The organism is Chromobacterium alticapitis (assembly GCF_002924365.1).
In the GTDB taxonomy this organism is placed as follows: Bacteria; Pseudomonadota; Gammaproteobacteria; order Burkholderiales; family Chromobacteriaceae; genus Chromobacterium; species Chromobacterium alticapitis.
The window spans coordinates 1-25854 of sequence record NZ_PQWB01000026.1; the positions used below are offsets into that span (position 1 = coordinate 1).

Here is a 25854-nt window from a genome sequence, read left to right on the forward strand (position 1 = left end):
CGGGGCAGTGGGAGCGCCGCTGCTACATCAGTTCGCGCAAGCTGAGCGCCGAAGCGTTGGCGCAAGCGGCGCGGGCGCATTGGGGCATCGAGAACCCCCTGGCCGGTCAAGCGCTCTCTCGACCAAGCAGAGGCCTCTGCAAGCGCTGTTTTCCCCGCCTCGCCCCCTTATCCGTATGCCCGAAGCGACATTGCAAAAGCATTTATAATCGTATCCTGCTTTTTCACCTTTATCAGCAAGGCAAAATCGCAGAAAATGGTGGTTTACACTCTTCGCGAAAGACGCACACCATGACCAAAGCCGAACTGATTGCCATCCTCTCCGACAAGTCCGGCCTGAATAAGGCCGATGTACTGCGCGTGCTGGGCGCCTTCGACGAAGTTCTGCTGGATACCCTGGCCGACAACGGCGAGCTGAGCATCATGGCGGGCAAGTTCAAGGTGAAGGAAAGCGCCGCCCGTACCGGCCGCAACCCCAAGACCGGCGAAACCATCCAGATTCCGGCCAAGCGCAAAGTGGCCTTCGTCGCCAGCAAGCCGCTGAAGGACCGCATCGGCGGCTAAGCAGCGCCCTCGATCATGGAAAACGGGCCGCGTTTATGACGCGGCCCGTTTTTCTTGCTGTCCCTCAGTTCTGTTGCCAGATCAGTTTGGCGATCGCCGACGAATCCAATTCGCCGTCGCCCTGCGCCACCAGTTGATCGATCAAATGCATGGCGCGCTCCGCCGCCGGCAGGCTGATGCCCTGGTCACGCGCGGTATCGCTTACGATGTGCATGTCCTTGGCGTGCAGCTTGGCCTTGAAGCCCGGCGCGTAATTGTCGTCTATCATCCGCTGGCCATGCACATCCAGCACGCGGCTCTGGGCGAAACCGCCCAGCAGCGCGGCGCGTACCGGCGCGGGATCCACATCGCAGGCGCGGGCCAGTTTGACGATTTCCGCCACCGCAGCCACGCCTACCGCCACCGCGATCTGATTGCATGCCTTGGCCACTTGTCCGGCGCCGCTGGCGCCGATGTGAGTGATGGTCTGGCCCATGGCCTGCAAGGCCGGCCTGGCCTTCTCCAGCGCCTCGACCCGGCCGCCCGCCATGATGGTCAGCGTGCCGTTGACCGCGCCAATCTCGCCGCCCGACACTGGGCAATCCAGGAAGTCGACGCCCTTTTCCGCCAACGCAGCCGCGATGCGGCGCGCGCCGTTGGGCGCGATGGTGCTCATGTCCACGCACACCAAGCCGGGCTTCGCGCCATGGACCGCGCCACTCTCGCCCAATAACACCTGCTCGACATCCGCCGTATCGGAGACATTGCTCACCAGCACCTCAACCAGGCCCGCCAGCTCGGCCGGACTATCCGCCCACTCCGCCCCGGCGTCCAGCAAAGCTTGCGCGCTATCGCGGTTGCGGGCCCACACGCGAACCTGATGTCCCGCTTTCAATAAATTGAGGACGCAGGGCCGCCCCATGATGCCGAGTCCGATATAACCGATTCGCATGCCACTCTCCAAGCGTGAGGTCGTAATCGGCAGAGCATAGGCGATTGCGCCCGGCGGCGCCAGCGGCGCTCAGGGATTGCTGACCGGCGAACGGCGCTCGATCGGGTTTTCGAACTCAGCCTGCGAGGCGCCTGCCTGATGCTCCAGGTAATAGACAAAAGCGAGGATTTCCGCGACAGCGCGGTAAAGTTCGGGAGGAATGTGCTTGTCCAAGTCCACCTGCATCAACAGGGAGACCAACTCCGGGGAATCATGCACGAATACGCCGGCATCCTGAGCGCACTCGATGATGCGCTGCGCGACCTGGCCATAACCCTTCGCCACCACCCGCGGCGACCGCTGGCCATCCTGATAGGATAGCGCCACCGCGGAGCGGCGCTTGTCGTCATTCTGCTGCTGGTTCATTCTGATTCACCGCCAAGCCGGCCAAGGTCAGCCCAGCCGCCGCCATGCCGTCGCGCAAACGCGTCGCATGCTGGCGTATCAATTGTCCCGCATCGTCGTCCTCGGCCTTGAACGACACCTGCACCGACTGTCCCACCAAGCGCACGCGCACGCCCATCCCGCCCAAGGCCGGCAAGTTCAGCGACAAACTGGTGCTCCATACAGGAATGTCCTCGCTGCCGTCGCCTTTTCGCTCATTCTCCATCGGCTCCCGCTGGATTTCCATCTGCATCGGCTGTCCCGGCCAAGCCAAGCCCTGCAGTTGCACATTCCGTTGCTCCAATCCATCGAGCTGCCGCTGCACCAGATGTCCTAGCTCCTGCAACTGAGGCTTGGCCGCCGCGCTCTTCTGCCCATCGTCCAGTGCCTGCATCGACAACGTGAGCTTGGCCTGCGGCTCCTGCTTCAGTTGCTCCAGCGCGTGCAGGCCATTGCTGAAATCCTTGAGATGCGACTCGTAAAACAGTCCGCTCTGCTTCACGTCCTGCTGCAGTTGCTTGGCTAACTGCTCCGGCTTCTGGGCACCAGCATCCAGTTGCAGCGTCTTGCCAGAATTGACCGCGGCGTTGGAGTCTCCGGCATTGAGCAGCGTGGTCAGATAACGCGACGCCACGCTCAGTTTGACCGCAACCGAGCCGTCCTGCGGCAAGGATGCTTCCTTGCCGCCCTCCTGCATGGCGAAAGTCAGCGCCGGGGACAGCGATACCACTTTGAGATTCAGGGTATCGCCGGAAGGATTGGCGCCCGGAGGCAGACTCAACGTGAACAGCGCGTTCTTGATTAGCACCGCCAGCTGATTATTACCCAGTTGATCCGCCACCTTGGCCGTGAGCAGCTCGCCCACCATCAGCGACGGCAAGCTGTCAGGTTGGCTGAGCGCCTGCAGCAACCGGCTGCCATCCACAGAGGTCCGCAGCTGGTTCAGTGTTGGCGACGAACCCTGCGTCGAGGTGGAAATGGCGTTGGGTAAGGATGGAATCATGAGGTGGGACTATTACGGTAAAGCGATACGATCAACTCCGCCTCGCTGCGAGAAATACCGCAACGCGAAGCCACTTCGGAAGCGGTCAGGCCCTGACGTATCATTTCTATCGCCTGATTATATGGACTCAACCCGGCGTCTCCGCTTGCCTGCTGTTCAAACTTGGACTGCAGCCTGACCACATCGCGCTGCAAGGCACTGATTTGTTGTTGCTGCTGATCCAGATATAGAGAGCTGATACTGTCTCGCTTGCTTTCCAGCCGCCGCAACCTGCCATAAAGATAAGCGACGGCCCCTGCCAGCGCGAGCCACAGCACGACCATCAGATATGGAAAGAAGGCGCCGGTCATGGGGAATCCCCTCCTGGGTGAGCATCCACATTGACTTTAAGTGTATGGCGAAAAGCAGCGCAACCCAAGTCGAAACCGCTTCCCGCTCAACGACACGCCATGGCCCGGCTTACGAAGCGGGCCCGCCTCATCCCTTGTATCGACGATTGAGCTTGGCGCTATGACTCAACGCCTTCAGCTCATCCTTGACGTGCTCAGCCCACTCGGCGACCAGTTGCTGAATCTCCTCGCGTGAGGCCAGCACGCGCCTGAGAGCCGATCTATGCTCCGGACTCAGTTGATCACGCCCCTCTGCCTCCAGCCGCCGCAACAACAAGCCAGTGCGCTCTTCATTGCTTGTCAGCAATTCATAGAAGCGCGAGCTCTCTCTGTCGCAGGCGGCTTGCCGCAGCGGCCCAACAGCAGACTCCAACTCACGAATCAGATCGGCCAACTCCAAGGGTTTGGTATCGAATGCTGGTCCCATCGCGGAATCAGCCTCCAGAAGAGCCAGCGCTCGCCCCAGCTTGAGCCGCCGCCAAATCGCGATCCACCTGCTGCCACGCCGGCAATATCGTTTCCATCAGGCCTTTCACTTCAGACAAAATTTCTTTGTCATTCTTCAGGCTGGCCTGAGCCAAACGCATCTTCATATAGATGTACAGATCATTCAAATTGACCGCCGCCTCGGAGCCTTGCCCCAGATCCAAGGCAATGCGCAATCCTTCCAGGATATCCACCGCCTTGGAAATCATGCGTGCCTTCTCATCGAAACGACCGGCGTCAATGGCTATGCTGGCGGAGATGACGGCCTTGATCACCCCTTCATAGAGCATCACGACGATACCAATCGGACTCGCGCCATACACTGCCGCCTTCAAGGCGTCATTGGCATAGGCCTGATTGAACTGCTTGAGCATTCGTGAATTCAGCATGTGTCACCATCTTTTTTTAACCGCGAGGCGATCAGAACCGCCGTCTATCAATTTACCTGGAAATCAGGTTGAACAAGCTGCTGGAGCCGGACTGCATCTGCGCCAGGGTGGAGTTCAAGCGAGTATATTGCTGCAGCAGCATTGACTGCTTGGTGTCCAAACGAGACTGCAAAGAGTTTTGCACCTGCTTTTCCGTGCTGACCCTAGACTGGATCGAAGTCTTGCTGGTCTCGATCACATCGCCAGGCCCCAGCATAGCATTGATTGTCTTGTTGAAGCGTTGAGCAAAACCGGTGTTGGCGGGGTTGCCGAACAAGTTGCTGACTGCCTGCTTGTCCTTTTTCAGAGCGTCATTGAAGGCGTTTTGATCCAGCTTCAACGAACCGTCCTTCTGCAACGCGATGCCGGCCTGCGACAGGAAGGCATAGGAGTTGACCGGATCCGCACCTTCAACGCCTACCGACAGCACCTGCTGCAATCGAGTTTGGATGTCCAGAATCGAGGCATTGCCCTTCATCGTTCCAGTCCGCGCAGTCTTCACTTCGTTGATCACCTGATTGTAGGCATCCACGAAAGTTTGCAGGTTCTTGGCTACTCCCGCGCTGTCAGGCGACATCGACACGGTGAAATCGCCCTTCTTGTACAAATCGAGCTCCGCGCCGGGAATGGCAGTGGATACTTTATTGCTGGATGCGGTCAAGGCTACGCCGTTCACGCTCAGGATGGCGTTCTTGGCGCTTTGCGACTCGCCAGCCGCCGTCACGCTTTGCGATAGGCCGGCCAAAGTGGAGCCGCTGGTCGTGCCCGAATCCGTGCCGCCACCGGTGATGGTGAACTGATTGTCAGTTCCCGAATTCGACGAAGCCAGCACTAGCTTGTATTGCTGGCCATTCTGTACCACTGACGCGTTCACGCCTACGCCGGCAGCATTGATCTTGTCGCTAATGCTTTGCAGGGAAACGATATCGCCTGGCTTAGACTGCAGATTGACAGTTTGCGCCTTGCCATTGATCTGGAAGGTCAATTGGTTAGGCGCGCCGGCAATGGCAGCCTTCGAATCGGTAATGGCCTGCCCGCCCACCTGATCGAAAACTAGCTGCCGATTCGTCGCCAGGCTCGAGACCGACACCTGATAAGTACCGGCCATGCCGCCACTGCTGGTTGTAACCGCGCCCATCGAACTATCGCTGACCGAGGCCTTGAACACCTGCAGGAAACTGCCTGAGGCCAATTGCGACATTGAGGTTTGCAACGAGGACAAGGCCGAACTCAACTTGCCCATGGTACTCAACTGCGTGTTGTATTGATCCAGCTTTTTCTGGCTGGCATCCATAGGCTGACGCTCGATCTGCATCAGTTGACTGACGATACCCTGTACATCCAATGCGCCCACGGTGGCGGAAATGGAGGCCATGTTATCTCCATGATTTTTATTCTCTGCGCCAGGACAGGTCTAAATCAGGCTTTGTCCTTCAGCAGCAGGCCCTTGAAGTCGCCGATCGCTTTGGCGATGCGTAGCGCCTCCTCGGATGGGATTTGACGAATCACCTTATTGTTTTCCTTGTCTACGACCTTGACCACCGTTGTATCGGTGTCCTTGTCGACGGAAAACTGCAAGGAGCTATTGTATACCGATGCCGCATTGTTCAGCTGGGATACAGATTCCTGCAATTGCTTGGGATCAGTTCTTTGCTTAAGCACATCGGCCTGGTTCTGTTGCTGCTGGCTCTGCCCAGCCGCAGTCACAGCCTGCGAGGAATCAGCCAACACCGGCTGAGCCTGATCGCCGTTCGATGCCTGCGCCAGCTCAGTCAATTGTTGGCGCTGTACCGAGGCGCTCGTCGTCGGAATCGATGGCGACAGGATGGATGGAATTTGCATGATCACGCTCCTCGTGCCCGCAGCTCCGGTTGCCCAACCGGAGCTGCAGACTGGCTTACCATCAATTTATAACTTATTGCAGCAGCGTCAGCGCAGACTGAGGCAGGCTGTTCGCTTGCTTCAGAATGGAGGAACCGGCTTGTTGCAGAATCTGGTTCTTGGTCAGGTTAGCGGTTTCCGAGGCGAAGTCAACGTCCACGATACGGCTGTTGGCTGCGCTCAGGTTCTGCACATAGTTCTGCAGGTTGCTCACCACGGCGTCGAAGCGGTTCTGCACCGAACCCCAGGTGGAACGCACGGTGGAAACCGTTGCGATGTCCTTGTCCAGCGAGCTCAGAATGGCAGACGCGCCGCTCTGCGAGGTGATGTTGATCGTACCAGTCGCAGTCAAAGAAGAGGCGTATGCGCACAGCACGTTGTTACCGCTGGACAAGTCGGTAGCGGTCACCGCCACCTGGTTGTCGGTACTACCGGACGAACCCACCTGGAAGGATAGCGCGGAACCGCCGGACAACAGCGAAGTGCCGTTGAACTGGGTGGTCTGCACGATACGCGAAATTTCCTGGGTCAGTTGGTCCACTTCGTTCTGCAGCTGCGAACGGTTAGTGTTGCTGACGGAGCCGTTAGAGGCCTGCACCGCGATTTCGCGGATACGCTGCAGGTTGTTGGCGATGGAGCCCAGCGCGCCTTCAGCGGTCTGGCCTACCGAGATGCCGTCGTTGGCGTTCTTGATCGCCTGGTTGTTGCCGCGGATGGCGGAAGTCAGGGTCTGGGAAATCGCCAGACCGGCGGCGTCATCCTTGGCGCTGTTTACGCGCAGGCCGGAAGACAGGCGTTGCAGCGATTGTTGCAGAGAGTTCTGCGAGTTGTTCAGATTGATCTGCGCGCCGAGCGAGGCAACGTTGGTGTTGACGGTAATAGCCATGATGAATCTCCTGATACGCTTAAGTGGGCAAAGAGACTTGCTTACTCAATTTATCGGCGGCGGTCCTTCGAACTTTAGGAACAAAAACATTTTTCCGCATCTGATGAGTCAGGCCGCCGCCGGGCGCCGCGCTCCGAGCGGCTGCCCACGCAGACCGATGCCGCGTCTTTAGCCGGTCAGCACGCGGAACCAATCGTCGTTGCGCTCTTCCAGCCAGTAATGGCGATCCACCCAGGCCCGCAACGCGTCGCCCTCCCTAGCCGCCGCATCCAGATCGTGCACGCGCTCGCGTATCGCCTCCACCCAGGCGGCAGCCTGATTCGGCACGCGGCACACCGGCGCGTCATTGGTTTGATACGGCACGATGTCCGTGCACACCACCGGCCAGCCCATCGCGCCATATTCCAGCAGACGCAGATTGCTCTTCGATTCGTTGAACGGATTGATTTCCAGCGGCGCCACGGCAAGATCCAGATTCAACTCCGCCACTTTGCCCGGATAGTCATCGAAGCGTACAAAGGGATGGATCTCCTCCACATATGGCCGGAACTGCGGCAGAGACATCCCCATGAATACCCACTCCACCTCATTGTAAGTTTGCTGAATCACCTCGTAGATCAACTCCAGGTCGCCACGGTGCTGGGCCGCGCCTACCCAGCCCACCCGAGGCTTCTTGCCGGCTCGACGTTGAGATGTTTGCGCGCCCCACACCGATTTTCGCAGGCGATTGGGCACCACCACGATCTCATCAATCATGCTTCGCGCGAAATCGGCCAGGGGCTCGGTCGAGACCACTAGCGCATTGCATGTTTTCAACACCTTGCGTAGACGCGCCTTGGCGTCGGGGTAATTACGCCGCCAGTGGTCGTGTAGATTGCTTTTTTCCGGCAGGCTGCCCACGAGGTCGTCCAGGCCCAGCACCAGCCGCATCTGCGGCAGATACTCACGGTAAGCTGCCATCGCATCCATCACCGCGTCTTGCATGCCCACATGCAACAACAGCGTGTCCGGCGCCATGCGCGCCATCTCCACGACAGACAGAATGCCCTTGTCCGGCTGCAGAATCTCGCCATCCAGCTTGCCCTGTTGCTGCAGCACAGTCAGCGGCTGGCTCAGACGGTACTCGCCGCTGCCGCCCGGCACCGGCATGCCAAGCACCCGCTTGCGGCCCGGCACCTCCGGCGCCCAAGCCGCGCAACGACCCGCCTCCACTTTCATGGTCGGCTCCACCAGGGACAGATGTCGGTTGTACGCCGGATCATGGCTCAGGCGCTGCGCCCACTTGCGAAGAAAGGCCTCCAGCTCATTGCGCTCGCGCTCAAGCGCCCGCAACGCCAGCCGCGGATCGGTGGTGCTGACCGTGATGCTGCGCGCATGATGGTGGCAGACCACGGCATAAGGGTTGTAGACATTGCGCAGGCCTTGCGCTTGCACTTTCAAGCAAAAGTCCACGTCGTTGAAGCAGACCTGGAACTCCGTCTCGTCCATGCCGCCCACCAGCTCGTAAATCTGCTTCTCCACCAACACGCAGGCCGCTGTCACCGCGGAGTAATTCTGCATGGTCTGGATGCGGTTCATATAACCCGCTTCTTCCATAGGCTGATTGACGAAAGCGTGTCCCGCCACCGAGTACAGCCCCCCAGGCATGCCAAGCACAATACCAGCATGCTGTACGCGCATAGCGCCCGGAAACAGCAGGCGCGCGCCCACCACGCCGACGCCGGGTTGCTGGGCGCAAGCCAGCATGCGCTCCAGCCACTGCGGCTGCACGATCTCGGTATCGTTGTTCAGCAGCAGGATGTAATCACCTTGCGCAGCCTGCGCTCCCAGATTGCACTGCGCCGAGAAATTGAACGGCGCGTCGTAATCCAGTACGCGGACCCGGCCCGGCCACTGCGCCATGATTTCCTGATAATACTCGCGCGTTTCCGGCTGCTCCGAACGATTGTCGACAATGATCAGTTCGAAGTTCTGGTAGGCCGTCTTGCCGAACAGGCTTTCGACGCAGGGCTCCAGATATTCCAATTTGTCTCGATTGGGAATGATCACCGACACCAGCGCGGACTGCAGCAGCTGGTATTCGTAATGGAATGTTCCTTTTGCCAATCCCGGACCGATCTTCACCGGGAAGCCACAACGCTTGGCGTGGCTCTCCAAGGCCACCTGCTGCGCAGCGAGACGCACCTCGCCGCCGTTGTCGCGCTCCCAGGGGTGGGACAGCAGCACGTCGTCGACATGGCCCACCGCTTCGCACGGAAAGTTTTCCACCAGCCGCAGCAGCATGTCGTAACCATAGGCGTCCGGATACGGCTGATAGCCGCCCAGTTTGGCCACAGCCTCGCTCGACAGCACCAGGGCATGGCCGATGTAATCCATGGAGCGAAGATACTCTGGCGAGAAGTCCGGCCGGAAAGCCGGCAGGAAGCGGCTGCCCATCGGCGACACCACGTCGCTGTCGCAATAGATGGCCAGCCAATCCGGGTGTTGATCGCTCGCCTCGGACACGCGCAGCAATGCATCCGGCGAGAGTCGGAATCCCGCCGGCAACAACCAGACCCAGTCAGCCGGCACCTCGGCGATGATGCCGTTCAACGCCGCGCTGACGGCTTCCGCATCACTCAGATCATCCAATTGCAACCAGCCCAATTGCGGCGCGCTGGTGAAAATCGGGTCAGGCACTGGACTGTCCGCCACCACGATCAACCGCCAATGCGGATACAGCTGACGCTGCATCGCCGTCATGCTCTCGGACAAATGCTTGAGCTTGTCTTGCGGCGCCAAGATAACCAGATTGAAAACCGGCTGCTTGCGCCAAACAGTCATCATCCGCTCTGCCAACTGCTCGGCATGGACCTCCCGCATCTGGTGCACGTCCACCCATTGTCGATAAGGCTTATCGTCATCGACAAACAAAGTACTCAACTGGCGCATGTCCAGCTTGGCTAGGCGCTCAAGCCGCTCAGGCAAACCCATTCCAGGCAGCAGGCGACGCCACTCTTGATATAACTGGCCAACAACATGCTCCAGCACGCGCTCCTTGCGCAAATACTCGCGCGAGGCTTCCAACTGCTGCCGGCGCAGTTCCGGCTCCTCTATCAGCTTGGCGATGGCTTGATACCAGGACTCCGCATCGTTGGGCACCACGCTGGCCATACCACTGTCTTTCAGCCAGCAATAGCTTCCTACGTCAGACGCCACCGTACACGCGCCAGTGATCGCATAGTCCACCCATTTCAGATCAGACTTGCTCTCGCTGAACGCGTCCGCCACCAACGGCGCCAGGCCTATGTCTATCCTGTACGAAGCCAGCTTGTCGAAATATTCGGCATAGCTAACGTAGCTATCCACTTCCCGCACATCGCGCTTGCCCTTCAATTCCGGCGGGCAATTTCCCCACATCACAAACTTCACACGCCCCGCGTAATCATTGTGAATACGCGATAGCGCCTCGTTAATCATCCGCATTTCACGCTGCCGGGTAGAAGTGCCGGCAAAGCCGATCACTACCTGCTCGTTTCGCGGCAGCGGATCGACCCAGCGCTCCGCGCTAACCGCGTTGGGAAACACGTACACATTGGGATTGAACGCTCTAACCTTCTCCTCCAGATGCGTGCTCGGCACCACCACCAGGGTCGCTTTACCCAATATCCATTCAATGTGCGGCAGACATTGCTCGAACAGGCCGAACTGTTTATGCGACTCCGGCAAACCCAGCAGCCAATCATCCAGCTCATAGATCATCGGCTTGCCGGAGGCGACAATCTTCTCCAGCAAGGGCCGGCAGCGCAGTATTGGAAAGGCACGTTGCACCACAAACATGTCCATGGCCGCGATGAAGGCATCATCGTCAGCATAGGGATATTCGCCTTCATACACCTTGCCTGCCATAGTCTCGTGCAACTGATAATCGAAATAATTTCCCAGCAGTTGCAGGGGATCCAGCACTCGCAAGCGGAAACACACCATGTCCGGCATATCACGAGTCAGTATGCCAACGCGCGCTTTTCTACGTTCTATCGCTTCCAAAACCTCTCCCCCATCCCTGACATCAACAGTGCTTCCCATAAAACACTCCTCGCATCCGAACGAAATCGGCAACGCGTACGAATAGTCGATATGCACACCCTTGTTTTATCCAACAAGGAAGCTCATTACTGAAAGAGCTTGACGCACAATACAATTGCTAGCCGCCTGAATAAATTATTTTAATCCAGACCTTCATGATCTGACCATAACACCGCTGGCGATTCACGAGCCAAATTCATTCATCAGCCCGCGCACCTCACCTTACATGCTAAGCCTAATCCTTCCCTTGTAGAGTCCTCAACCAATCATCACAGTGATCTTCCAACCAATAGTGCTCGCTGACCCACTTTTTGAGAGCATCGCCTTCTTTTTCCATAAGCGCCCAGTCATGAGCTCTCTCGCGAATCGCTCGAATCCATGCCGCTGCATCATTAGACACTCGGCAAACTGGAGCGTTATTGGTCTGGAAAGGATAGATATCTGTGCATACGACAGGACAAGCAAGAGCGCCATGTTCCAATAAACGAATATTACTTCTGGCCACATTGAATAGATTGATTTCCAATGGCGCTACAGCCAGATCCAAATTCAAACTCGCCATTTTTCTTGCATGCTCGGAAAAATGAGCCGTTGGATGCATCTCTGAAAAATAGGGCGCAAGTTCCGATGGGCAATTTCCCAAGAACACCCACTCTACTTCTTGGCAGGTCGCTTGGATCACCCCATCAAGCAAAGCGATGTCATCGCCATAGAGTCCAGTGCCGACCAAACCCACACGAGGCTTAGCCCGGAGATGACGCGCAGACGCCAACCCATCCCAAGTCGCCCGAGAAAGCCTGCTTGGAATCACAATGGTCTCGACTTCCATATCTTGGAGCAAATCAGCAAGTGGCTGAGTCGATACTATCGTCGCATCACATAGTTTCAAAACTTGCTGCAGATGCTGTTTGGCATCCGGATGGCGGCCCACGTAATAATCATATAAGCAAGCCGTCCCGCTACCCAAATCATCCAATCCAAAAACGATGCGTAGATCAGGAAGATGCTTACGATAGGCCGCCACAGCCTCATATATATCATCGTGAATGCCTACGTTCAACAACAAGGTGTTGGGTGACTGCCTATACAATTCAACCACGGATGGGAGACCGTTCAGGGTCCGATGTATTTCCCCATCAAGCTTTCCATTGTCTCGCAAGATAGAAAGCGGCTGACTCAAACGATACTCGGTCCCTTCATCAAAAGCAGAGATCCCTAACACTCGAACACGGTTAGGTAAATCAACATCCCAAGCAACCGTCTGATCTAACTCTATCCCCATATTTTTACTACGCAAAGACAAATGCCGATTATACCCTGGATCACGCCGTAAAATTGGTGCCCAACGTTCAAGCATCACTTCGGCATCTTTACATGGATGAGCTAAGTGTCCTGATGAAAGCTTAGCTTCCACAGCCCCATCGCCAGCATCATGATCGAGATGAGCCAGCAATTCGACATGCGGGTTATAAATATTGCGCAGACCACCCGCGACAATTTTCAGACAAAAATCCACATCGATCAAACTGTCTCCGTAGAAACTCTCATCCATCCCACTGACTGCGTCATAAATTTTCTTTTCCACAATCAGGCACGCCCCGGAAATTGCAGAATAATTCTGCATCGTCACGTTACGGTTTATATAACCAGGCAACGAACTGCTCATCCCCTCAAATACACTACCGGCCACGGAATACAAGTCGCCAGGCATCCCGAGCACAAAGCCTGCATGCTTCACACTGCCAGTTTCCACATCCTGTATGCGCGGCCCGACAGCGCCTACTCCAGGTTGCTGCGCCGTTGCCAGCATGCGTTCTAGCCAGTTATCCTGCGCAATCTCAAAATCATGACGCAACAATAACAAATATTCGCCAGCGGCATTGCGCGCACCGATATTACACTGCATGGACAGATTAGATGTCGCCTCACAGTTAACTATTTTAATGCGCCCAGGATAGGCATCTTGAATTTTATTGAAATACTCTAACGCCCCAGGCTTGGATATGCCTTTATCAACAATGAGGACTTCAAAATTCTGATAACCGGTAACTTCAAACAAACTATCGACACAAGCTGCTAAGTCTTTCAGACTTCCATTATTAGGGATGACAATGGATATCAGTGGCGTGCTTAGTAATTGAAAATCAAAAAAGAATGTCCCTGGTACAAAACCTTCACTGACCCTAGCTGGGCAGCCCATGCGCACAATATGATTCTCAAGCGCAACCTGACGAGATGCATTTCCTAGTACATCCAGCTTGCTCTCTTGCCATGGCATCGAAATGAGTTGGTCATCGATATGGCCTATGCACTCCGCCCCACCTCTCTCAAACACTCTTAGCAAAGCGTCATAGCAATGAGCTTTGGGATAAGGTTGAAATCCACCCAGCATGGCAATATTTTCAGTTTTGAATGCCACCGCATAGCCAATATAATCCATGGAGCGTAGGTATTCTGGCGAAAAGTCTGGCAAGAAGGCAGGGCAAAACCTGTGTCCAACTGGGGATACAACATCATGGTCAAAATATATCGCCGCATATTCAGAATGCGCGTTAATTTCCTCTCCTATCCGTGCAAGCGCATTTGGCTGCAAACGCGCTCCGGCAGGCAGCAACAAGCTCCAATCTGAAGGCACATCGGCAATGATCCCATTGATCGCATCGACAACCAATTGATCATTCTCCAAACTATCCAGCTGCAACCACCCCAATTGGACGCTACTACTAAAAACAGGATCAGGCTCTGGCGCATCTGAAATCACGATCAGCCGCCAGTTTCGATAGAGTATTTTTTCCATCGAAGCAAAACTTTCCGATAGCCTTGCCAAACGACCGGCGGAAGCTAGCATGATAATATTGAAGATGGGCACAACGCCCCATGCCATCACCATTCTCTCAGCCAGTTGTTCTGCATGCACCGCTCGCAGCTCATGAGATGCTAGCCATTCTCTATAGGCCGTCAACCCATCGATATCAGTTTCTGCCAAACGACGGGTAACTACATGGCCAGGCTGTAATAACGGAAGCTGCTTCAAATGATCTGGCAAGAGTTCCAGATACTTCTCCAATAACTCTCCCAGCCGATTTTCAAGCAAACGATTATTCAATACATATTGACGCGCCGAATTGGCTTGACCTGAGCGCAATTCAGGATTATCAATTAGCTTACAGACACCATCAACCCAGCCTGCTTCGGTATCATCTACCAGAGTTGCCAGTCCCTTTTCTTTTAACCATCTATAAGTCAGTACATCTGATGCGATCGTAGCCGCGCCAATGACCGAGTATTCCAACCACTTAGCGTCTGACTTAAAGGCATTGAAATCCCCTCCTCCCAATGGAGCAAGTGCAATATCAATACTCAGTTTGGCCATATCCACTAAATAGTCGCCATAGCGCTTTGATACTGAAACTTGCAGGCAATTTTTGGGCTTTACGAAACCAGGAGGAATATCGCCCAGCAAAACAATTCTGACTGCATCCCCATAAAGCTCGCCAATACGCATCAATGCTGACGACACAATCTCCCAATCACTTTCTTGGAAGAAGTCGCCAGAAATTCCAATTGTAACTTTCTCGCCACGCGGCATTGGATCAACAAGGCGATCGCGAGCAATCAAATCAGGAAATGCTATAGCTTTCTTCGTATAATTAAGCATTTTCTCAGCCATCGCATCAGTCGACGCAACGACGAGTGAACAATGCTGCAATAACCACTCCTCGTTTTTACGCGATACGCCTTCTGAAAAATGAGTAGCCGGCTCTACTCGCGCCATCAATGATCCGTCACCAGCCTCATAAACAATTGGCTTTTCGGACTCCACTATCAGATCAATTAAATCCGGAAATTCAGCAATTGGAAAACCATGATGGATGACGAACATATCCATAACTTCAACAAACTCGCCATCTATCTGAAAAGGAAATTCACCTTCATAGCTGTAAGCAGCTTGATTTTTATAAAAATAAGTATCCAACACCGGTGACATTAACGCCAGAGGATCCCCCAGACGTACGTTATAGCTTGCCGTGTCTAATAATTCACCAGTTAATATGCCAATACGCGGCCTGCGTGGGCGTAGCTTCTCCACCCTTTTTTCATGCGTTTTTTCTGCCGCAGCACGCTGAGTGATAGATATGAAGCGCTCTAGTTGCTCGGGAAATTCCAGAACTTGCTTTTCATAATGCTCATACACTTTCCCCACCGAGCGCTTCGCGTGTTCAATCTGCTCAGGTGTATTTCCCCAAGCCGAGCCATCTCCATGAAAAGCATCAAGATTGGGAATCTTGGTTAGGTACTCGCTTGGCATGTAAATGACTGGGCAACCACACAACATAGCCTCTGTGCAAATCGCGCTCATTTCATAGCTATATAGACACTCCGCTTTTCTAAATAGCTCAGCTAGTTCCACCAAGCTGCGAGGCTTTGCCATATCCAGACGTTCGGTCTCCTGCAAAATTTTCTCATCAACGTTACCTCCCTGCTGACAGTAACGATGAGCATATACATATTTACCCTTCCTCACTGCATCGTGCGCATTATTTTTATTATTAAATATTTCAATATCCAAAACTGGGGTGCGCATCAACTCCGCTTCCATGCCTGGCGGAAGAAAATCACCCTTATTATAAACAAACAATATATCACCATCGTCATATAGGGTCGGACCTCCTATAAAACCAGGCTTATTTAGTATATAGCGTACAACCACATCACCACTCAAAGGATTCCCATGCACCACTTCCGGGTAAATGACAATGGGCTCAATTCCTTTATTCCGATTACGGCGCATTGTAGCTTGCATCAAGGCCGGGGTATTCATCCCCTCTCGCACCTCGAGGGAAGTGATATATGCCTCATATCCTCTGGCATTCAGTTCATGGCATAGCTGATGCAACACTCGAACACCTGATGAGGTTTCTCTGAACCCTGGTGCAATGATGTAATAAGGATATTTTTCTGATTGCAAGACAGTTTTCTTCGTAGACACACTACCCCCATGGCTTAGCCTGGCCAAACGAATACAATGACACCCTCGACAGGAGGAGCTAAAATAAAAAAAGCTGTGAAATATTGGAATAAAAATCCAATATTAAAAACCTAAACCACGACCACCTCACGCTATAGGCATCTTATAAAAATCGAGCTACAGATCGATTCACTTCCTTGACTTCCGCACAACCGAGCTTATTGACTCTAGAGGCAGAACCGCACGTCATCAGCGATATCATGCAATAAAGCACGCTAAAAAAGTGCTAAACTTTTTTATTCAATTGTGGACAGCTCTTAGGTGACAGTCATAGAATTCATCATCAACCACTAGGTTATTAATCATGACTCACGTTCGCTTTTCATATACTGGTATGTCACACTATAATAGCAATCAGTCGAACGCCGGTTTTCGGCACGGAGAAGAGTCATGATGTCATCTCCCGGCTCGCGCCTTCCCGTTACCCAGCCCTTCCTGCCCCCACTGGAAGAATTCTTGCCCTATCTAGAGCAGATATGGAGCAGCAAACAACTGAGCAACAACGGCCCCTTCCACCGCCAGCTTGAGGCCCGCCTTGCGGACTACCTCGGAGTTGAATATATCTCCTTATTTGCCAACGGCACAATCGCGCTCATCACCGCGTTGCAAGCGCTAGGCATCAAAGGAGAGGTCATCACCAGTCCATACAGTTTCGTCGCCACCAGTCATGCGCTGATGTGGAACGGCATCCGTCCGGTCTTCGCAGACATCGACCCCAACTCGGCCAATATCGACCCTGCTCGGATAGAAGCCCTGATCACTGAGCGCACCACCGCAATTCTGCCAGTCCATGTCTATGGAACACCGTGCGACATGGATGCGATCCAACGAATTGCCGACCGGCATGGCCTGCAAGTAATCTACGATGCGGCGCACTGCTTTGGCGTCAAGCAGGACGGACGCTCCATCCTGCTGGACGGCGACCTCTCCATTCTCAGCTTCCACGCCACCAAGGTGTTTAATACCTTCGAGGGCGGCGCCATCGTCTGCCACAGCGCAGAAATGAAGCAGCACATCGATCATCTGAAAAACTTCGGCTTTGTTGATGAAATTACGGTAGTGGAGGCCGGCATCAACGGCAAGATGAGCGAAATTCAATCGGCAATGGGTCTGCTACAGCTGCAATATATAGATGAAATCTCCATTCGCCGCCGCCGCCTCTATGAGCGCTATGTCGCCGCGCTAAGCCAAGTACCCGGCATCGCTCTTCATCCAGTGGCGAACAACGTGGAGTGGAACTATGCCTATTTTCCAATCTACATCACCGCGCCCTACCCGCTGGACCGCGACGGGCTGTATCAGGCCTTCCGCGATGTCGATGTGCTCGCACGGCGTTATTTCTACCCGCTGATCAGCGATTTCGCCATCTATCACTCTGAGCCATCCGCGCTACAGCCTTTGCCAGTGGCCAAACGCAAGGCGGAACAGGTGCTGTGCCTGCCTATCTATCCCGACCTCAGCGACGAGCAACAGGACTTCATCATCAACTTAGTGCGCAATCCCCCCCGGACAAAGGAGACCTGATGGAATCGTCTGTCAGCCCGCTCCCGGCTATCGGCGGTTATTTCGAGCTGGAACTGCCGCCGGCTCTCGGCCACCTCTATCCCGACGCCTTGAGGCTGCAATCGGCGCGAGCCTCGCTTCTCGCGCTGCTGCGGCAACTCCGCCCTTCCCGTTTGTGGTTGCCCCGCTTCATCTGCCCAACCATGCTGGAGCCGGTTCGTCGCTCAGGCGTGTCGCTATGCTTCTACCCGATAGACCATAACTACCGGCCTCCTATTGATTTAGCCCCCGCGCCCGGCGAGTTGCTGCTTTACGTCAACTACTACGGCATTTGCGACGAACAAATCGAGTCGCTGTTGCAACGAGTGCCGAAGGAGCGCGTCGTACTGGACTTTTCGCAAGCCTTCTTCTCGCCCCCTCCGGATTGCCTGGCGACCATCTACTCCCCGCGCAAGTTTTTTGGGGTGCCGGATGGCGCTTACTTATGCAGCGCTTTGAACATCCCTCAGCCAGCGGAAACCGAAACGCTGTCGCTGGAAAGATTTCGACCATTGCTCACGCGGCTGGCAGACTCGCCGGAGGCCGGCTACCCGCACATTCTTGAAGCCCGTCGCACTTTCAAAAACCAGGAACCCAAACGCATGTCGCAGTTAACGGAGCGCTTGCTGGCCAGCATCGACTATCCCCGCGCCCGATCGCAACGGCGAATGAACGCCGCGCAATACCACACCGCCTTCGGCGACCTCAATCCCTTGCCGATTCCCGCCGGCGCCTCTCCTCTAGCCTATCCTCTGTATTGCGAGAAACCTGATCTGCGCGAAATATTGGCCGCGCAGCGCATCTTCGTCGCCAAATACTGGCCAGACCTGGAGCTGGCTGCAGACAGCGCAACGGAAGCCGCGCTAGCTGAACATACGCTGGCCCTACCCTGCGACCAGCGTTATGGCGAAGCCGACATCGCCCGCGTCATCGCGGCGCTGAGAGCCGCGCTGAACTGAACTCAAGCATCGATCAACGACGCATTCTCCCGCAAGGCTTTCAACACCTCCGCCGGCGCGTTCCACATCAGCGCGTCCAACACCGACAACCCTGGCTCGAAAGCCAAGTCTGCCGTCGCATACCGCATCGGCTGAAAATCCAGAAACTTCAACTCGATGCCGCGGCGAGCAAACGCCGCCCGCTCGAACAGTTCCCGCCCCCCCAATGGATTGATGTAGCGCGTGGCGCCCTCCTGCTCAGCGATGAGCGGCGCCCAGTCTCCCGGCCCCATATCCTCAGGCACAGGATAATGCCGCGCCGATGCTACTACATGATGGAATGGCAGCCCCAGATAAGAACAGGTCGCCTTCAGCGTCTGCAAGTTCAGATTGACCAGAGAGTCGCTGCCATTCGCAGCGGCAAAGCCCTCCTCGATCAGTGCCACCGTCTGACGGTAAAACGGCGCCCGCTTCCGATAATGGCTAAGCTTGCCCAGCAGACTATTCTTGCTTGCCGCCAAATCCTGCACTCTGGCCTCATGGATACGGATGGCGGTGGAGCCATTGGCAAGCGGCACTGCGATGTAGTTCCAGCCGCCTGACGGATGCAACACGCGGTTGCGGGTCATCCAGCTCTTGTGGGTGTATTGGGTCAAATCAAACACCACCCACTTCTCCGCCTGCGCGATCAGGGCGAAGTGCCCAAGGTACGGGAAGAAATAGGGCTGCATGATCGCAACATTCATGTTCACCCCCTGCGCAGCGCCGCTCGCACCGAGCCGGCTTGAGCCTGCAATGCGGCAATGGCTCGGCCTATGGCTTCGGCCTGCCGTACCGACACCCTCGCCCCCAGCGGCAACTGCACCAAACTATGGGCCAATCTTTCTGCCTGCGTCTCGTCCTGACAATGGCGGCGGGCGGCATCTGCATACACCGGGCTGCGCAGCCAAACCGGCACGGTTCGGGCCGAGATGTTTTCCGCGCGCAGCGCAAGCGCCAACTCCGCGGCGCTCAAGCCAAATGCCGCCTCGTCCACACGCAGCAACAAATTCTGATGCGTAGGCTCCGCTGTCTCGTCGCCCGGCTGCCACAACATCACGCCGGGCACGCCGCGCAAAGCTGCGGAATAGCTGTCGAACAGGGAGCGATTGCGCGCCAAATATTCGTCTATGCGCTGTAGATTATGCAGAGCGACGGCGGCCTGGGCTTCAGACAACCGGCCATTGCTGGTCTTCACCACCGGCACGATCACATTGCCCATGCCGTAATTGCTGCGGATATTGCGAATATGGGCCGCCAACGCGTCATCGTCGGTACAGATCACTCCGCCCTCTGCCCCGCTCAGCAAATTCTCCGAATGCAAGGAAAATACTTCCATCGCGCCATTGCCGCCCAACCGTCTACTGTTCGTCCTCGCTCCCAAGGACTGCGCGGAGTCGAAATACAACGCAACGCCATGACGATCCGCCAATTCACGCAACGCTGCCGCGTTGTCCGCGCCGCCCCAGGCATTCATCGCCAGAATGGCGACGGGTCGGTCCTCAGCCAGGATAGACTCCAGCATCCCCAGATCCAGCCCGCCGGTGGCCGTGTCCACATCGCAGAACAATGGCTCGCAATCCGCCCATAGCAAAGACTGCGCCGTCCAGGCATGTCCCAGTGCGGAAACCACCACTTTGCCACGCAAACCCAGGGCCTGCGCCGCCAACACCAGGGCGATTTCTGCATTGGTGGTGCACATCGCGTGGCGCACGCCGCAATATTCCGCCAGCGAGGCTTCCAGCCGCTGCGCCAAGGGACCATGATTGGTGTAGTACTGGCGGTTGAAGATGTCCCGGAAAGCCGCCTCATAGGCATGCCAATCAGGGAAGTTATGCTGTCCCAACGGCACGTTCTGCTCTGTCAACGGCGCGCCGCCCAACACAGCCAATTGGCGTTCGGTGTCGATCTGGCTCATCGCACTCCCCTAGCGCGGATTTCCGCCCCATTTTGATAAATGAAGGCCAACAGGCCGACGATCTGCTCGATATCCGCTTCGCTGACGAAGTAGCCGCACGGCAGCAGCATGAAGCGCTGGGCTAGGCGCTCGGTTTGCGACAAATCGCCAAAAATCATGTCATAGCCGGTTTTTTTCTGATGCAGCGGCGGGGAATAATAGGCACGGCACAGCATTTTCTCCGAGTTCAACAGTTTGACTGTATCGTCACGGCTGATAGGCCAGTCCTCCAGCAATTCCACCAGGATATTCTTGAAACCGCAGCGCTCGCTCTCGTCGAACTCGCGCAGCCGTACGCCAGGCACGCTTGACAAGCCGCGGCGGTAGGCATAATAGCGCCGCCGATTATCATCCACTTGACGCTCCACATCGTCCAACGCCGCCAGCGCCATTGCCGCATGCATTTCGTTTTGCCTGACGCCCAGGCCTGGCATCGTCATCTGCCCGCTCTCATCCACTCCGTAATCGCGCAGCGCGCGCAAGCGCTCAGCCAATGCGTCGTCATTGGTCGTGACATAGCCGCCTTCAAAGGCGTTAAACAGCTTGCTCGACTGCATGGAGAAACACTCCGCGCTGCCGCAAGCGCCTATTTTTCGCCCCCGGTGCGACTCGTACACCGATTCCACCGCGTCGAACAGCAGAGGAACGCCTGTGCGCTCGGACAATGCTTCCAATCCATCCACATCGCAGCAGTTGACGATGGGATGGACGCCGAGGATCAGGGCGGTATGCTCGTTAATGTGCGGCGCGGCGGTTTCCGCCGTGATGCACAGCAGTTCCGGATCCACTTCACAAAAATGCGGCGTCAGCCCGGCCCAGGCCACAATGTCTGCCAGCCGACGATAGGTCAGCGATGGCATGACCACTTCGCGACGCCCCGGCAAAGCCAGGCTTTTCATCGTCATCACCAGGCCCCAGAAACCACCGCAAAACGACACGCAATGGCGCACGCCGTGAAACTCCGCCAACCGGCGCTCGTGCAGGGCCTCGACTACGCCATGATCGGTGAATTGTCCATTCTCAAAAAACTGCTTCGAGTAAGCGAGAAAGGTCTCAATGTCCGGCCGTACCAGATTCGATATCGACCGTATGCTGTCAAACAAAGGCTGGCCACCGTAACAGGCCAGATCGTCCGCCTTCTGCTTCTGCATTCCTGCTCCCTATCCCAGAATTTCCAACACCGCGTTATAGCGGTAATGCGATTGGTAGAAGTGATCCGGCATGCGGCTGACGCTCAGGCGCCAGCCCGCCGCGCCGGCCAAAGCCTCCATCTGCGCAGGATTGCGCCAGCGGCCGATCTGCGAGGCGGGATCCTCTACGTCATGGCTGTAGTCGATACCGGAAGGGTAGAAATGGATGGCCAAATCGCGGTCCGGCAAATTGCCCAGAAACACCCGCGTCACGTTGACGAAACGCTGTCTCAGCGTGCGCAACACTTCGCTTGCCGTGTTGTCATCCATATATGACAACACGGCAAAGCACATAGCCTTATTGAAGCGCTCCGGGTCAGGCTCGCCGCGCAGATAACTCAACGCGTCGGAAAAAAGGAAATCGAAGCCAGCCCGATGGAATTTACGCTGCCCCACCGATACCAGATATTCCGAGAAATCAATGCCCAAATATCCAGCGCAATCGTCGAACAAATAATGCGACAAAGCGCCGTTGCCGCAGCCGATGTCCAGCAATGTATCGCCCGACGACAGCTGCAAGCCGGATCTCATCGCCGCTACCATCAGCAGGATCTGATCCTCGGGGATAGGCTTGCCATAGGCGGTTCGCCTCACTTGTCCCCAAATGTCGTCCGGGTCCAGCGTTTTTGGATACTCTTTATAATCCGACTTTGGGTACTCCATAACCTTCCTTTGTTCAGCGCGTCACCCGGCGAAACAGGCTTCCAGCGTACGCATCAAAGCCTCGACGCTCTTGGCCGCCACCGCAGGATCGAACTCCACTTGAGTCTGGCGTCCCTTGCCGGCCGCCCAATTGCTCACCAGGCAAAGATGGGCATAAGGCAACGCCAGCTCGCGCGCCAGCGCGGCCTCCGGCATGCCGGTCATTCCGACTATATCGGCGCCGTCTCGCTCCAGCTTGAGAATCTCTGCCGCGCTTTCCAGCCGCGGCCCCTGGGTGCAGGCGTAGACGCCGTCGCGCACGCCGCTGATGCCGGTAGCCTTGATCGCATCCAGCAGACGCTGGCGCAGGGCATGGTCGTAAGGAGAAGTGAACTCGGCATGGACCACCGGCCGCTCCGGCCCCTCGAAATAAGTATGCTTGCGGCCCCAGCTGTAATCGATGATGTCATGCGGCACCACCAGCCGGCCCGGCGCCATGTCCGGACGAATGCCGCCCACCGTGCCGATGGCGATCACGCCCTTGACGCCTTGGTTATGCAGCGCCCACAGATTGGCGCGGTAATTGATTTCATGCGGCGCCAGCGAATGGCCATAGCCGTGGCGGGCGATGAACACTACATTTTGCCCGGCCAGCTTGCCATAGGTCAGGGCGCAGGACGGGTCGCCGTATGGCGTGCGCACGACTTGGCGATGCGTCACCTCCAGCACCGGCAATTGCGCCAGCCCGCTTCCACCGATGATTGCCAACATATCCGTCTCCCCTTTGTCATTCTGAGCGGCTCCCGCATGGCGCTTGTCCATACCGTTCGACAATATCCAGCCGCTTTTCCTGATTATGTCCGAATCCGCGCCGAAATGGACAACTAATCCGCGCCTGCGCGCCGAGATGGCAGCATTACCTTGAGCTTGCTTCTGGTCTTTGCCCACCCATGCGGCAAGACTGCTCCACGAACTGGCGGACTTGATCTTGATCAATTAAATGATAATGGTTATCATTAGCAAATGAACGCAAAACACGCCCCTGTTCCTGAACGCAACGACCCCGCCCCGGCGGCGCCGCTGCTGCACAGCCGCCAGCTGTTTGGAGGCGGACGCGAAATCTTGATCGAGCATCAGGGCGAGTTGTACCGGTTGCAGCTCACGCGCAACGGCAAACTGATACTGATCAAATAACCCCCGCAAGCCAGCCGACAGCCAGCCAGCGGAAACGACTAGCACTCTGGAGTTTCCATGGCCCTGTTCCGCGCCACCCCCTTGATGCTGAGCCTGGCAGCCGCCTGGCCGGCCTTCGCGGAAGACGCTCCGCAATCGCTCGAAACCGTACAGGTGACGGCCCATCGCACCAAAAAACCGCTGGCCGAAACCGCGCCCAGCGCCAGCGTGGTCTCGCGCCACAAACTGGACGACAGGCTGATCCGCGACATCTCAGATGCCGCCAAGTACGAGCCGGGCGTGGAAGTCGCCTCCGACCCGAATCGCCGCGGCAACGCCGGCTGGACCATACGCGGCATGGACGGCAACCGCGTCCTGATGCTGATAGACGGCGAGCGGCTGCCGGAAGCCTATGCCGGCGGCGGCAACGGCAACGGCGCCATTTCAGGCCGCGACTTCGTCGAACTGGAAACGCTGCGCGCCATCGACATCGTCAAAGGCCCCACTTCCAGCCTGTACGGCTCGGACGCCATAGGCGGCGTCATCGGCTATCGCACCAAGGCGGTGGACGATTTCGTGCCGGAGGAAACCGGCGTCGGCGGCAGCGTCAAGAGCTTCGGTTCGACCGCAGACAAGAGCTGGGGCGGCAGCGCCGCCATCGGCGTCAAGGGCGAGCGCGCCGACGCGATGCTGATCTACACCCACCGCAACGGCCATCAGGCCGACAACCTGGGCCGCAACGACAGCGCCTCCGTCGCGCGGACCACGCCCAATCCGCAGGACTGGCACAGCGACAACGCGCTGGCCAAGCTCGGCTACACGCTGGCCCCGCGGCAAAGGCTGGAGCTGACGCTGGAGCATTTCCGCCGCGACACCGATACCAATCTGCTGAACACGCTGTATCCGGCTTATGTGTCCCGCGGCCGCCCAATGCCCGCATTGCAGAATCAGACCGCGGCCGACCGCACCCAGCGCGAGCGCGTGTCGCTGGGTTGGGAAGGCAAGCAAATGGGTCCGTTCGAGCGTCTGTCCGCCAAACTGTACCAGCAGAAGCTGGACAACGCCGACGACAGCCTGGCGCGATACGGCGACGGCAGCAGCATCGCCTCCAACTACGGCTTCGAGCAGAAAATCTTCGGTCTGAGCCTGGATGCCGAACACCGCTTCGCCGCGCGGTCCGCCGAACACCAGTTGCTATGGGGCGTCGATCTGTCGCGCACCGACACCAGCCGGCCGCGCATGAAAACCCAGTACCTGGCCAACGGCTCGAGCAATACCGTCATCAGCGGCGAAACCTTCCCCAGCAAGACCTTCCCGGACAGCACGTCCGACCGCATCGGCCTGTTCATCCAGGACGAAATGAAGTTCGCCAATGGCATCGCCCTGTCGCCATCGCTGCGCTGGGACCACTACAAGATGCGCACCCAGCCGGACCAGGCCTATGCCAACAGCGGCGGCCAGGCCGTACCCTCGTTCAGCGACGGCGCCTTCTCGCCCAAGCTGGGCCTGAGCATCCCGTTCGCCGAGCATTACACCGGCTTCGCCCAGCTGTCGTCCGGCTTCCGCGCGCCGCCGTTCGACGACGCCAATATGGCCTTCGTCAACCGCGCCTACGGCTACCAGGTGATCGCCAACCCTAACTTAAAGTCCGAAACCAGCCGCGGCGTGGAACTCGGCCTCAAGGGCAAGTGGGAGCGCTTCGACTTCGGCCTCACGGCCTACGCCAACCGCTACCGCGACTTCATCGAACAGCAAAGCCTGGGTATGCAGCAGGGCCTCTTGACCTATCAATACCAAAACATCGGCCGCGTCGACATCAAGGGCGCCGAGGCCCGCGCCGGCTGGCGCCTCGCCCCGGGCTGGCAGCTCAATGGCTCCATCGCCTACGCCCACGGCGAGGATCTGGACAGCCACACGTCCTTGTCCTCCATCGCGCCGCTGTCCGCCGTGGCCGGGCTGCGCTACGACCAGGCCAGCTTCGGCGGCGAGGCGCTGCTGCGCGCCGCCGTCCGCAACACGCGCGTGGCCGCCGTCGCCCTGTCGCCCGCATCTTCCGCGCAGACCGCCGGTTTCGAAGCGCCGGGCTACGCCACCCTGGACCTGACCGCCTACTGGAAGCCCGCCAAGCAGACCGTGGTGCGCGCCGGCGTGTTCAATGTCTTCGACCGCAAGTACTGGAAAGCCGCCGACGTGCGCGGCATGGCCGCCAATGACCCGACGCTGGACCGCTACACCCAGAGTGGCCGCAATGTCGGCGCCAGCGTCGAATACCAGTTCTGACCCTTATCA

The 25854-nt window shown here is 57.0% G+C and carries 21 protein-coding genes; 5 read left to right on the forward strand and 16 right to left on the reverse strand.

Annotated features, from left to right (window positions below; all coding sequences use genetic code 11):
* On the forward strand, positions 1–563 hold a 563-nt coding region (locus C2I19_RS22950), incomplete at its 5' end, for an HU family DNA-binding protein (protein ID WP_439647041.1).
* A 64-nt stretch (positions 564–627) separates the two neighbouring features.
* Here the strand turns inward: C2I19_RS22950 and C2I19_RS07195 are convergent.
* The 11 genes from C2I19_RS07195 to C2I19_RS07245 form a co-directional block, all read right to left on the reverse strand.
* Positions 628–1494: an NAD(P)-dependent oxidoreductase gene (locus C2I19_RS07195; protein WP_103902029.1), complete on the reverse strand. Its 867-nt coding sequence runs from the start codon at positions 1492–1494 to the stop codon at positions 628–630.
* A gap of 69 nt (positions 1495–1563) precedes the next feature.
* Positions 1564–1899: an EscU/YscU/HrcU family type III secretion system export apparatus switch protein gene (locus tag C2I19_RS07200; RefSeq protein WP_103902030.1), complete on the reverse strand. Its 336-nt coding sequence runs from the start codon at positions 1897–1899 to the stop codon at positions 1564–1566.
* Positions 1880–2920 (reverse strand): flagellar hook-length control protein FliK, encoded by a 1041-nt coding sequence (fliK, locus tag C2I19_RS07205; protein ID WP_103902031.1) that lies wholly within the window; start codon positions 2918–2920, stop codon positions 1880–1882. Before fliK ends, C2I19_RS07200 begins: the two co-directional genes overlap by 20 nt.
* Positions 2917–3270: a DUF2802 domain-containing protein gene (locus tag C2I19_RS07210; protein WP_103902032.1), complete on the reverse strand. Its 354-nt coding sequence runs from the start codon at positions 3268–3270 to the stop codon at positions 2917–2919. The genes fliK and C2I19_RS07210 overlap by 4 nt, the downstream gene beginning before the upstream one ends.
* A 127-nt stretch (positions 3271–3397) precedes the next feature.
* Entirely contained in the window at positions 3398–3709 is a 312-nt protein-coding gene (locus tag C2I19_RS07215) for a flagellar protein FliT (RefSeq protein ID WP_158253654.1), read from the reverse strand.
* A gap of 34 nt (positions 3710–3743) precedes the next feature.
* Positions 3744–4169, reverse strand: a complete 426-nt coding sequence (gene fliS, locus C2I19_RS07220; RefSeq protein WP_233201132.1) for a flagellar export chaperone FliS — start codon at positions 4167–4169, stop codon at positions 3744–3746.
* 67 nt (positions 4170–4236) lie between these two features.
* On the reverse strand, positions 4237–5598 hold the full coding sequence (fliD, locus tag C2I19_RS07225) for a flagellar filament capping protein FliD (protein WP_103902035.1): 1362 nt from the start codon (positions 5596–5598) through the stop codon (positions 4237–4239).
* A 44-nt stretch (positions 5599–5642) separates the two neighbouring features.
* Positions 5643–6065, reverse strand: coding sequence for a flagellar protein FlaG (locus C2I19_RS07230; RefSeq protein WP_103902036.1), 423 nt, complete (start codon positions 6063–6065; stop codon positions 5643–5645).
* A gap of 73 nt (positions 6066–6138) precedes the next feature.
* Positions 6139–6990 carry a flagellin N-terminal helical domain-containing protein gene (locus C2I19_RS07235; protein ID WP_103902037.1) on the reverse strand — a complete coding sequence of 284 codons (852 nt, stop codon included), beginning with the start codon at positions 6988–6990 and terminating at the stop codon, positions 6139–6141.
* 168 nt (positions 6991–7158) lie between these two features.
* A complete protein-coding gene (locus C2I19_RS07240) occupies positions 7159–11055 on the reverse strand; it encodes a glycosyltransferase (protein WP_233201133.1) in 3897 nt (1298 codons plus the stop codon).
* A gap of 235 nt (positions 11056–11290) precedes the next feature.
* Complete coding sequence (locus C2I19_RS07245; protein ID WP_146056756.1) at positions 11291–16045, reverse strand: glycosyltransferase; 4755 nt, start codon at positions 16043–16045, stop codon at positions 11291–11293.
* A gap of 429 nt (positions 16046–16474) precedes the next feature.
* Between C2I19_RS07245 and C2I19_RS07250 the strand changes: the two genes are divergently transcribed.
* The gene (locus C2I19_RS07250) at positions 16475–17608 is read left to right on the forward strand and encodes a DegT/DnrJ/EryC1/StrS family aminotransferase (protein ID WP_103902039.1); all 1134 of its coding nucleotides are present in this window, start codon (positions 16475–16477) and stop codon (positions 17606–17608) included.
* Positions 17608–18585: an aspartate aminotransferase family protein gene (locus tag C2I19_RS07255; RefSeq protein WP_103902040.1), complete on the forward strand. Its 978-nt coding sequence runs from the start codon at positions 17608–17610 to the stop codon at positions 18583–18585. Before C2I19_RS07250 ends, C2I19_RS07255 begins: the two co-directional genes overlap by 1 nt.
* A gap of 2 nt (positions 18586–18587) precedes the next feature.
* Here C2I19_RS07255 and C2I19_RS07260 read toward each other — a convergent pair whose 3' ends face one another.
* The 5 genes from C2I19_RS07260 to C2I19_RS07280 are packed head-to-tail and all read right to left on the reverse strand — an operon-like array spanning position 18588 to position 23163.
* Entirely contained in the window at positions 18588–19310 is a 723-nt protein-coding gene (locus C2I19_RS07260; RefSeq protein ID WP_199181103.1) for a WbqC family protein, read from the reverse strand.
* Between the two features lie 2 nt (positions 19311–19312).
* On the reverse strand, positions 19313–20521 hold the full coding sequence (locus C2I19_RS07265) for a DegT/DnrJ/EryC1/StrS family aminotransferase (protein WP_103902042.1): 1209 nt from the start codon (positions 20519–20521) through the stop codon (positions 19313–19315).
* Complete coding sequence (locus C2I19_RS07270; protein WP_103902043.1) at positions 20518–21711, reverse strand: aminotransferase class I/II-fold pyridoxal phosphate-dependent enzyme; 1194 nt, start codon at positions 21709–21711, stop codon at positions 20518–20520. Before C2I19_RS07270 ends, C2I19_RS07265 begins: the two co-directional genes overlap by 4 nt.
* Before the next feature lie 9 nt (positions 21712–21720).
* Complete coding sequence (locus C2I19_RS07275; RefSeq protein WP_103902044.1) at positions 21721–22413, reverse strand: class I SAM-dependent methyltransferase; 693 nt, start codon at positions 22411–22413, stop codon at positions 21721–21723.
* A 21-nt stretch (positions 22414–22434) separates the two neighbouring features.
* Entirely contained in the window at positions 22435–23163 is a 729-nt protein-coding gene (locus C2I19_RS07280; RefSeq protein WP_103902085.1) for an S-methyl-5'-thioinosine phosphorylase, read from the reverse strand.
* A 252-nt stretch (positions 23164–23415) separates the two neighbouring features.
* Here C2I19_RS07280 and hemP point away from each other — a divergent pair, with 252 nt between their 5' ends.
* The gene (hemP, locus tag C2I19_RS07285; RefSeq protein WP_103902045.1) at positions 23416–23586 is read left to right on the forward strand and encodes a hemin uptake protein HemP; all 171 of its coding nucleotides are present in this window, start codon (positions 23416–23418) and stop codon (positions 23584–23586) included.
* 57 nt (positions 23587–23643) lie between these two features.
* Positions 23644–25845, forward strand: coding sequence for a TonB-dependent hemoglobin/transferrin/lactoferrin family receptor (locus C2I19_RS07290; protein ID WP_103902046.1), 2202 nt, complete (start codon positions 23644–23646; stop codon positions 25843–25845).
* Positions 25846–25854: the final 9 nt, after the last annotated feature.

Coding starts and splice junctions, on each gene's coding strand:
- C2I19_RS07280 (WP_103902085.1), bottom strand. CDS start 23,163: ATGTTGGCAATCATCGGTGGAAGCGGGCTGGCGCAATTGCCGGTGCTG.
- C2I19_RS07255 (WP_103902040.1), top strand. CDS start 17,608: ATGGAATCGTCTGTCAGCCCGCTCCCGGCTATCGGCGGTTATTTCGAG.
- C2I19_RS07195 (WP_103902029.1), bottom strand. CDS start 1,494: ATGCGAATCGGTTATATCGGACTCGGCATCATGGGGCGGCCCTGCGTC.
- fliS (WP_233201132.1), bottom strand. CDS start 4,169: ATGCTCAAGCAGTTCAATCAGGCCTATGCCAATGACGCCTTGAAGGCG.
- C2I19_RS07210 (WP_103902032.1), bottom strand. CDS start 3,270: ATGACCGGCGCCTTCTTTCCATATCTGATGGTCGTGCTGTGGCTCGCG.
- C2I19_RS07250 (WP_103902039.1), top strand. CDS start 16,475: ATGATGTCATCTCCCGGCTCGCGCCTTCCCGTTACCCAGCCCTTCCTG.
- fliD (WP_103902035.1), bottom strand. CDS start 5,598: ATGGCCTCCATTTCCGCCACCGTGGGCGCATTGGATGTACAGGGTATC.
- C2I19_RS07290 (WP_103902046.1), top strand. CDS start 23,644: ATGGCCCTGTTCCGCGCCACCCCCTTGATGCTGAGCCTGGCAGCCGCC.
- C2I19_RS07275 (WP_103902044.1), bottom strand. CDS start 22,413: ATGGAGTACCCAAAGTCGGATTATAAAGAGTATCCAAAAACGCTGGAC.
- C2I19_RS07260 (WP_199181103.1), bottom strand. CDS start 19,310: ATGAATGTTGCGATCATGCAGCCCTATTTCTTCCCGTACCTTGGGCAC.
- C2I19_RS07230 (WP_103902036.1), bottom strand. CDS start 6,065: ATGCAAATTCCATCCATCCTGTCGCCATCGATTCCGACGACGAGCGCC.
- C2I19_RS07240 (WP_233201133.1), bottom strand. CDS start 11,055: ATGGGAAGCACTGTTGATGTCAGGGATGGGGGAGAGGTTTTGGAAGCG.
- C2I19_RS07200 (WP_103902030.1), bottom strand. CDS start 1,899: ATGAACCAGCAGCAGAATGACGACAAGCGCCGCTCCGCGGTGGCGCTA.
- C2I19_RS07235 (WP_103902037.1), bottom strand. CDS start 6,990: ATGGCTATTACCGTCAACACCAACGTTGCCTCGCTCGGCGCGCAGATC.
- C2I19_RS07270 (WP_103902043.1), bottom strand. CDS start 21,711: ATGCAGAAGCAGAAGGCGGACGATCTGGCCTGTTACGGTGGCCAGCCT.
- hemP (WP_103902045.1), top strand. CDS start 23,416: ATGAACGCAAAACACGCCCCTGTTCCTGAACGCAACGACCCCGCCCCG.
- fliK (WP_103902031.1), bottom strand. CDS start 2,920: ATGATTCCATCCTTACCCAACGCCATTTCCACCTCGACGCAGGGTTCG.
- C2I19_RS07265 (WP_103902042.1), bottom strand. CDS start 20,521: ATGAGCCAGATCGACACCGAACGCCAATTGGCTGTGTTGGGCGGCGCG.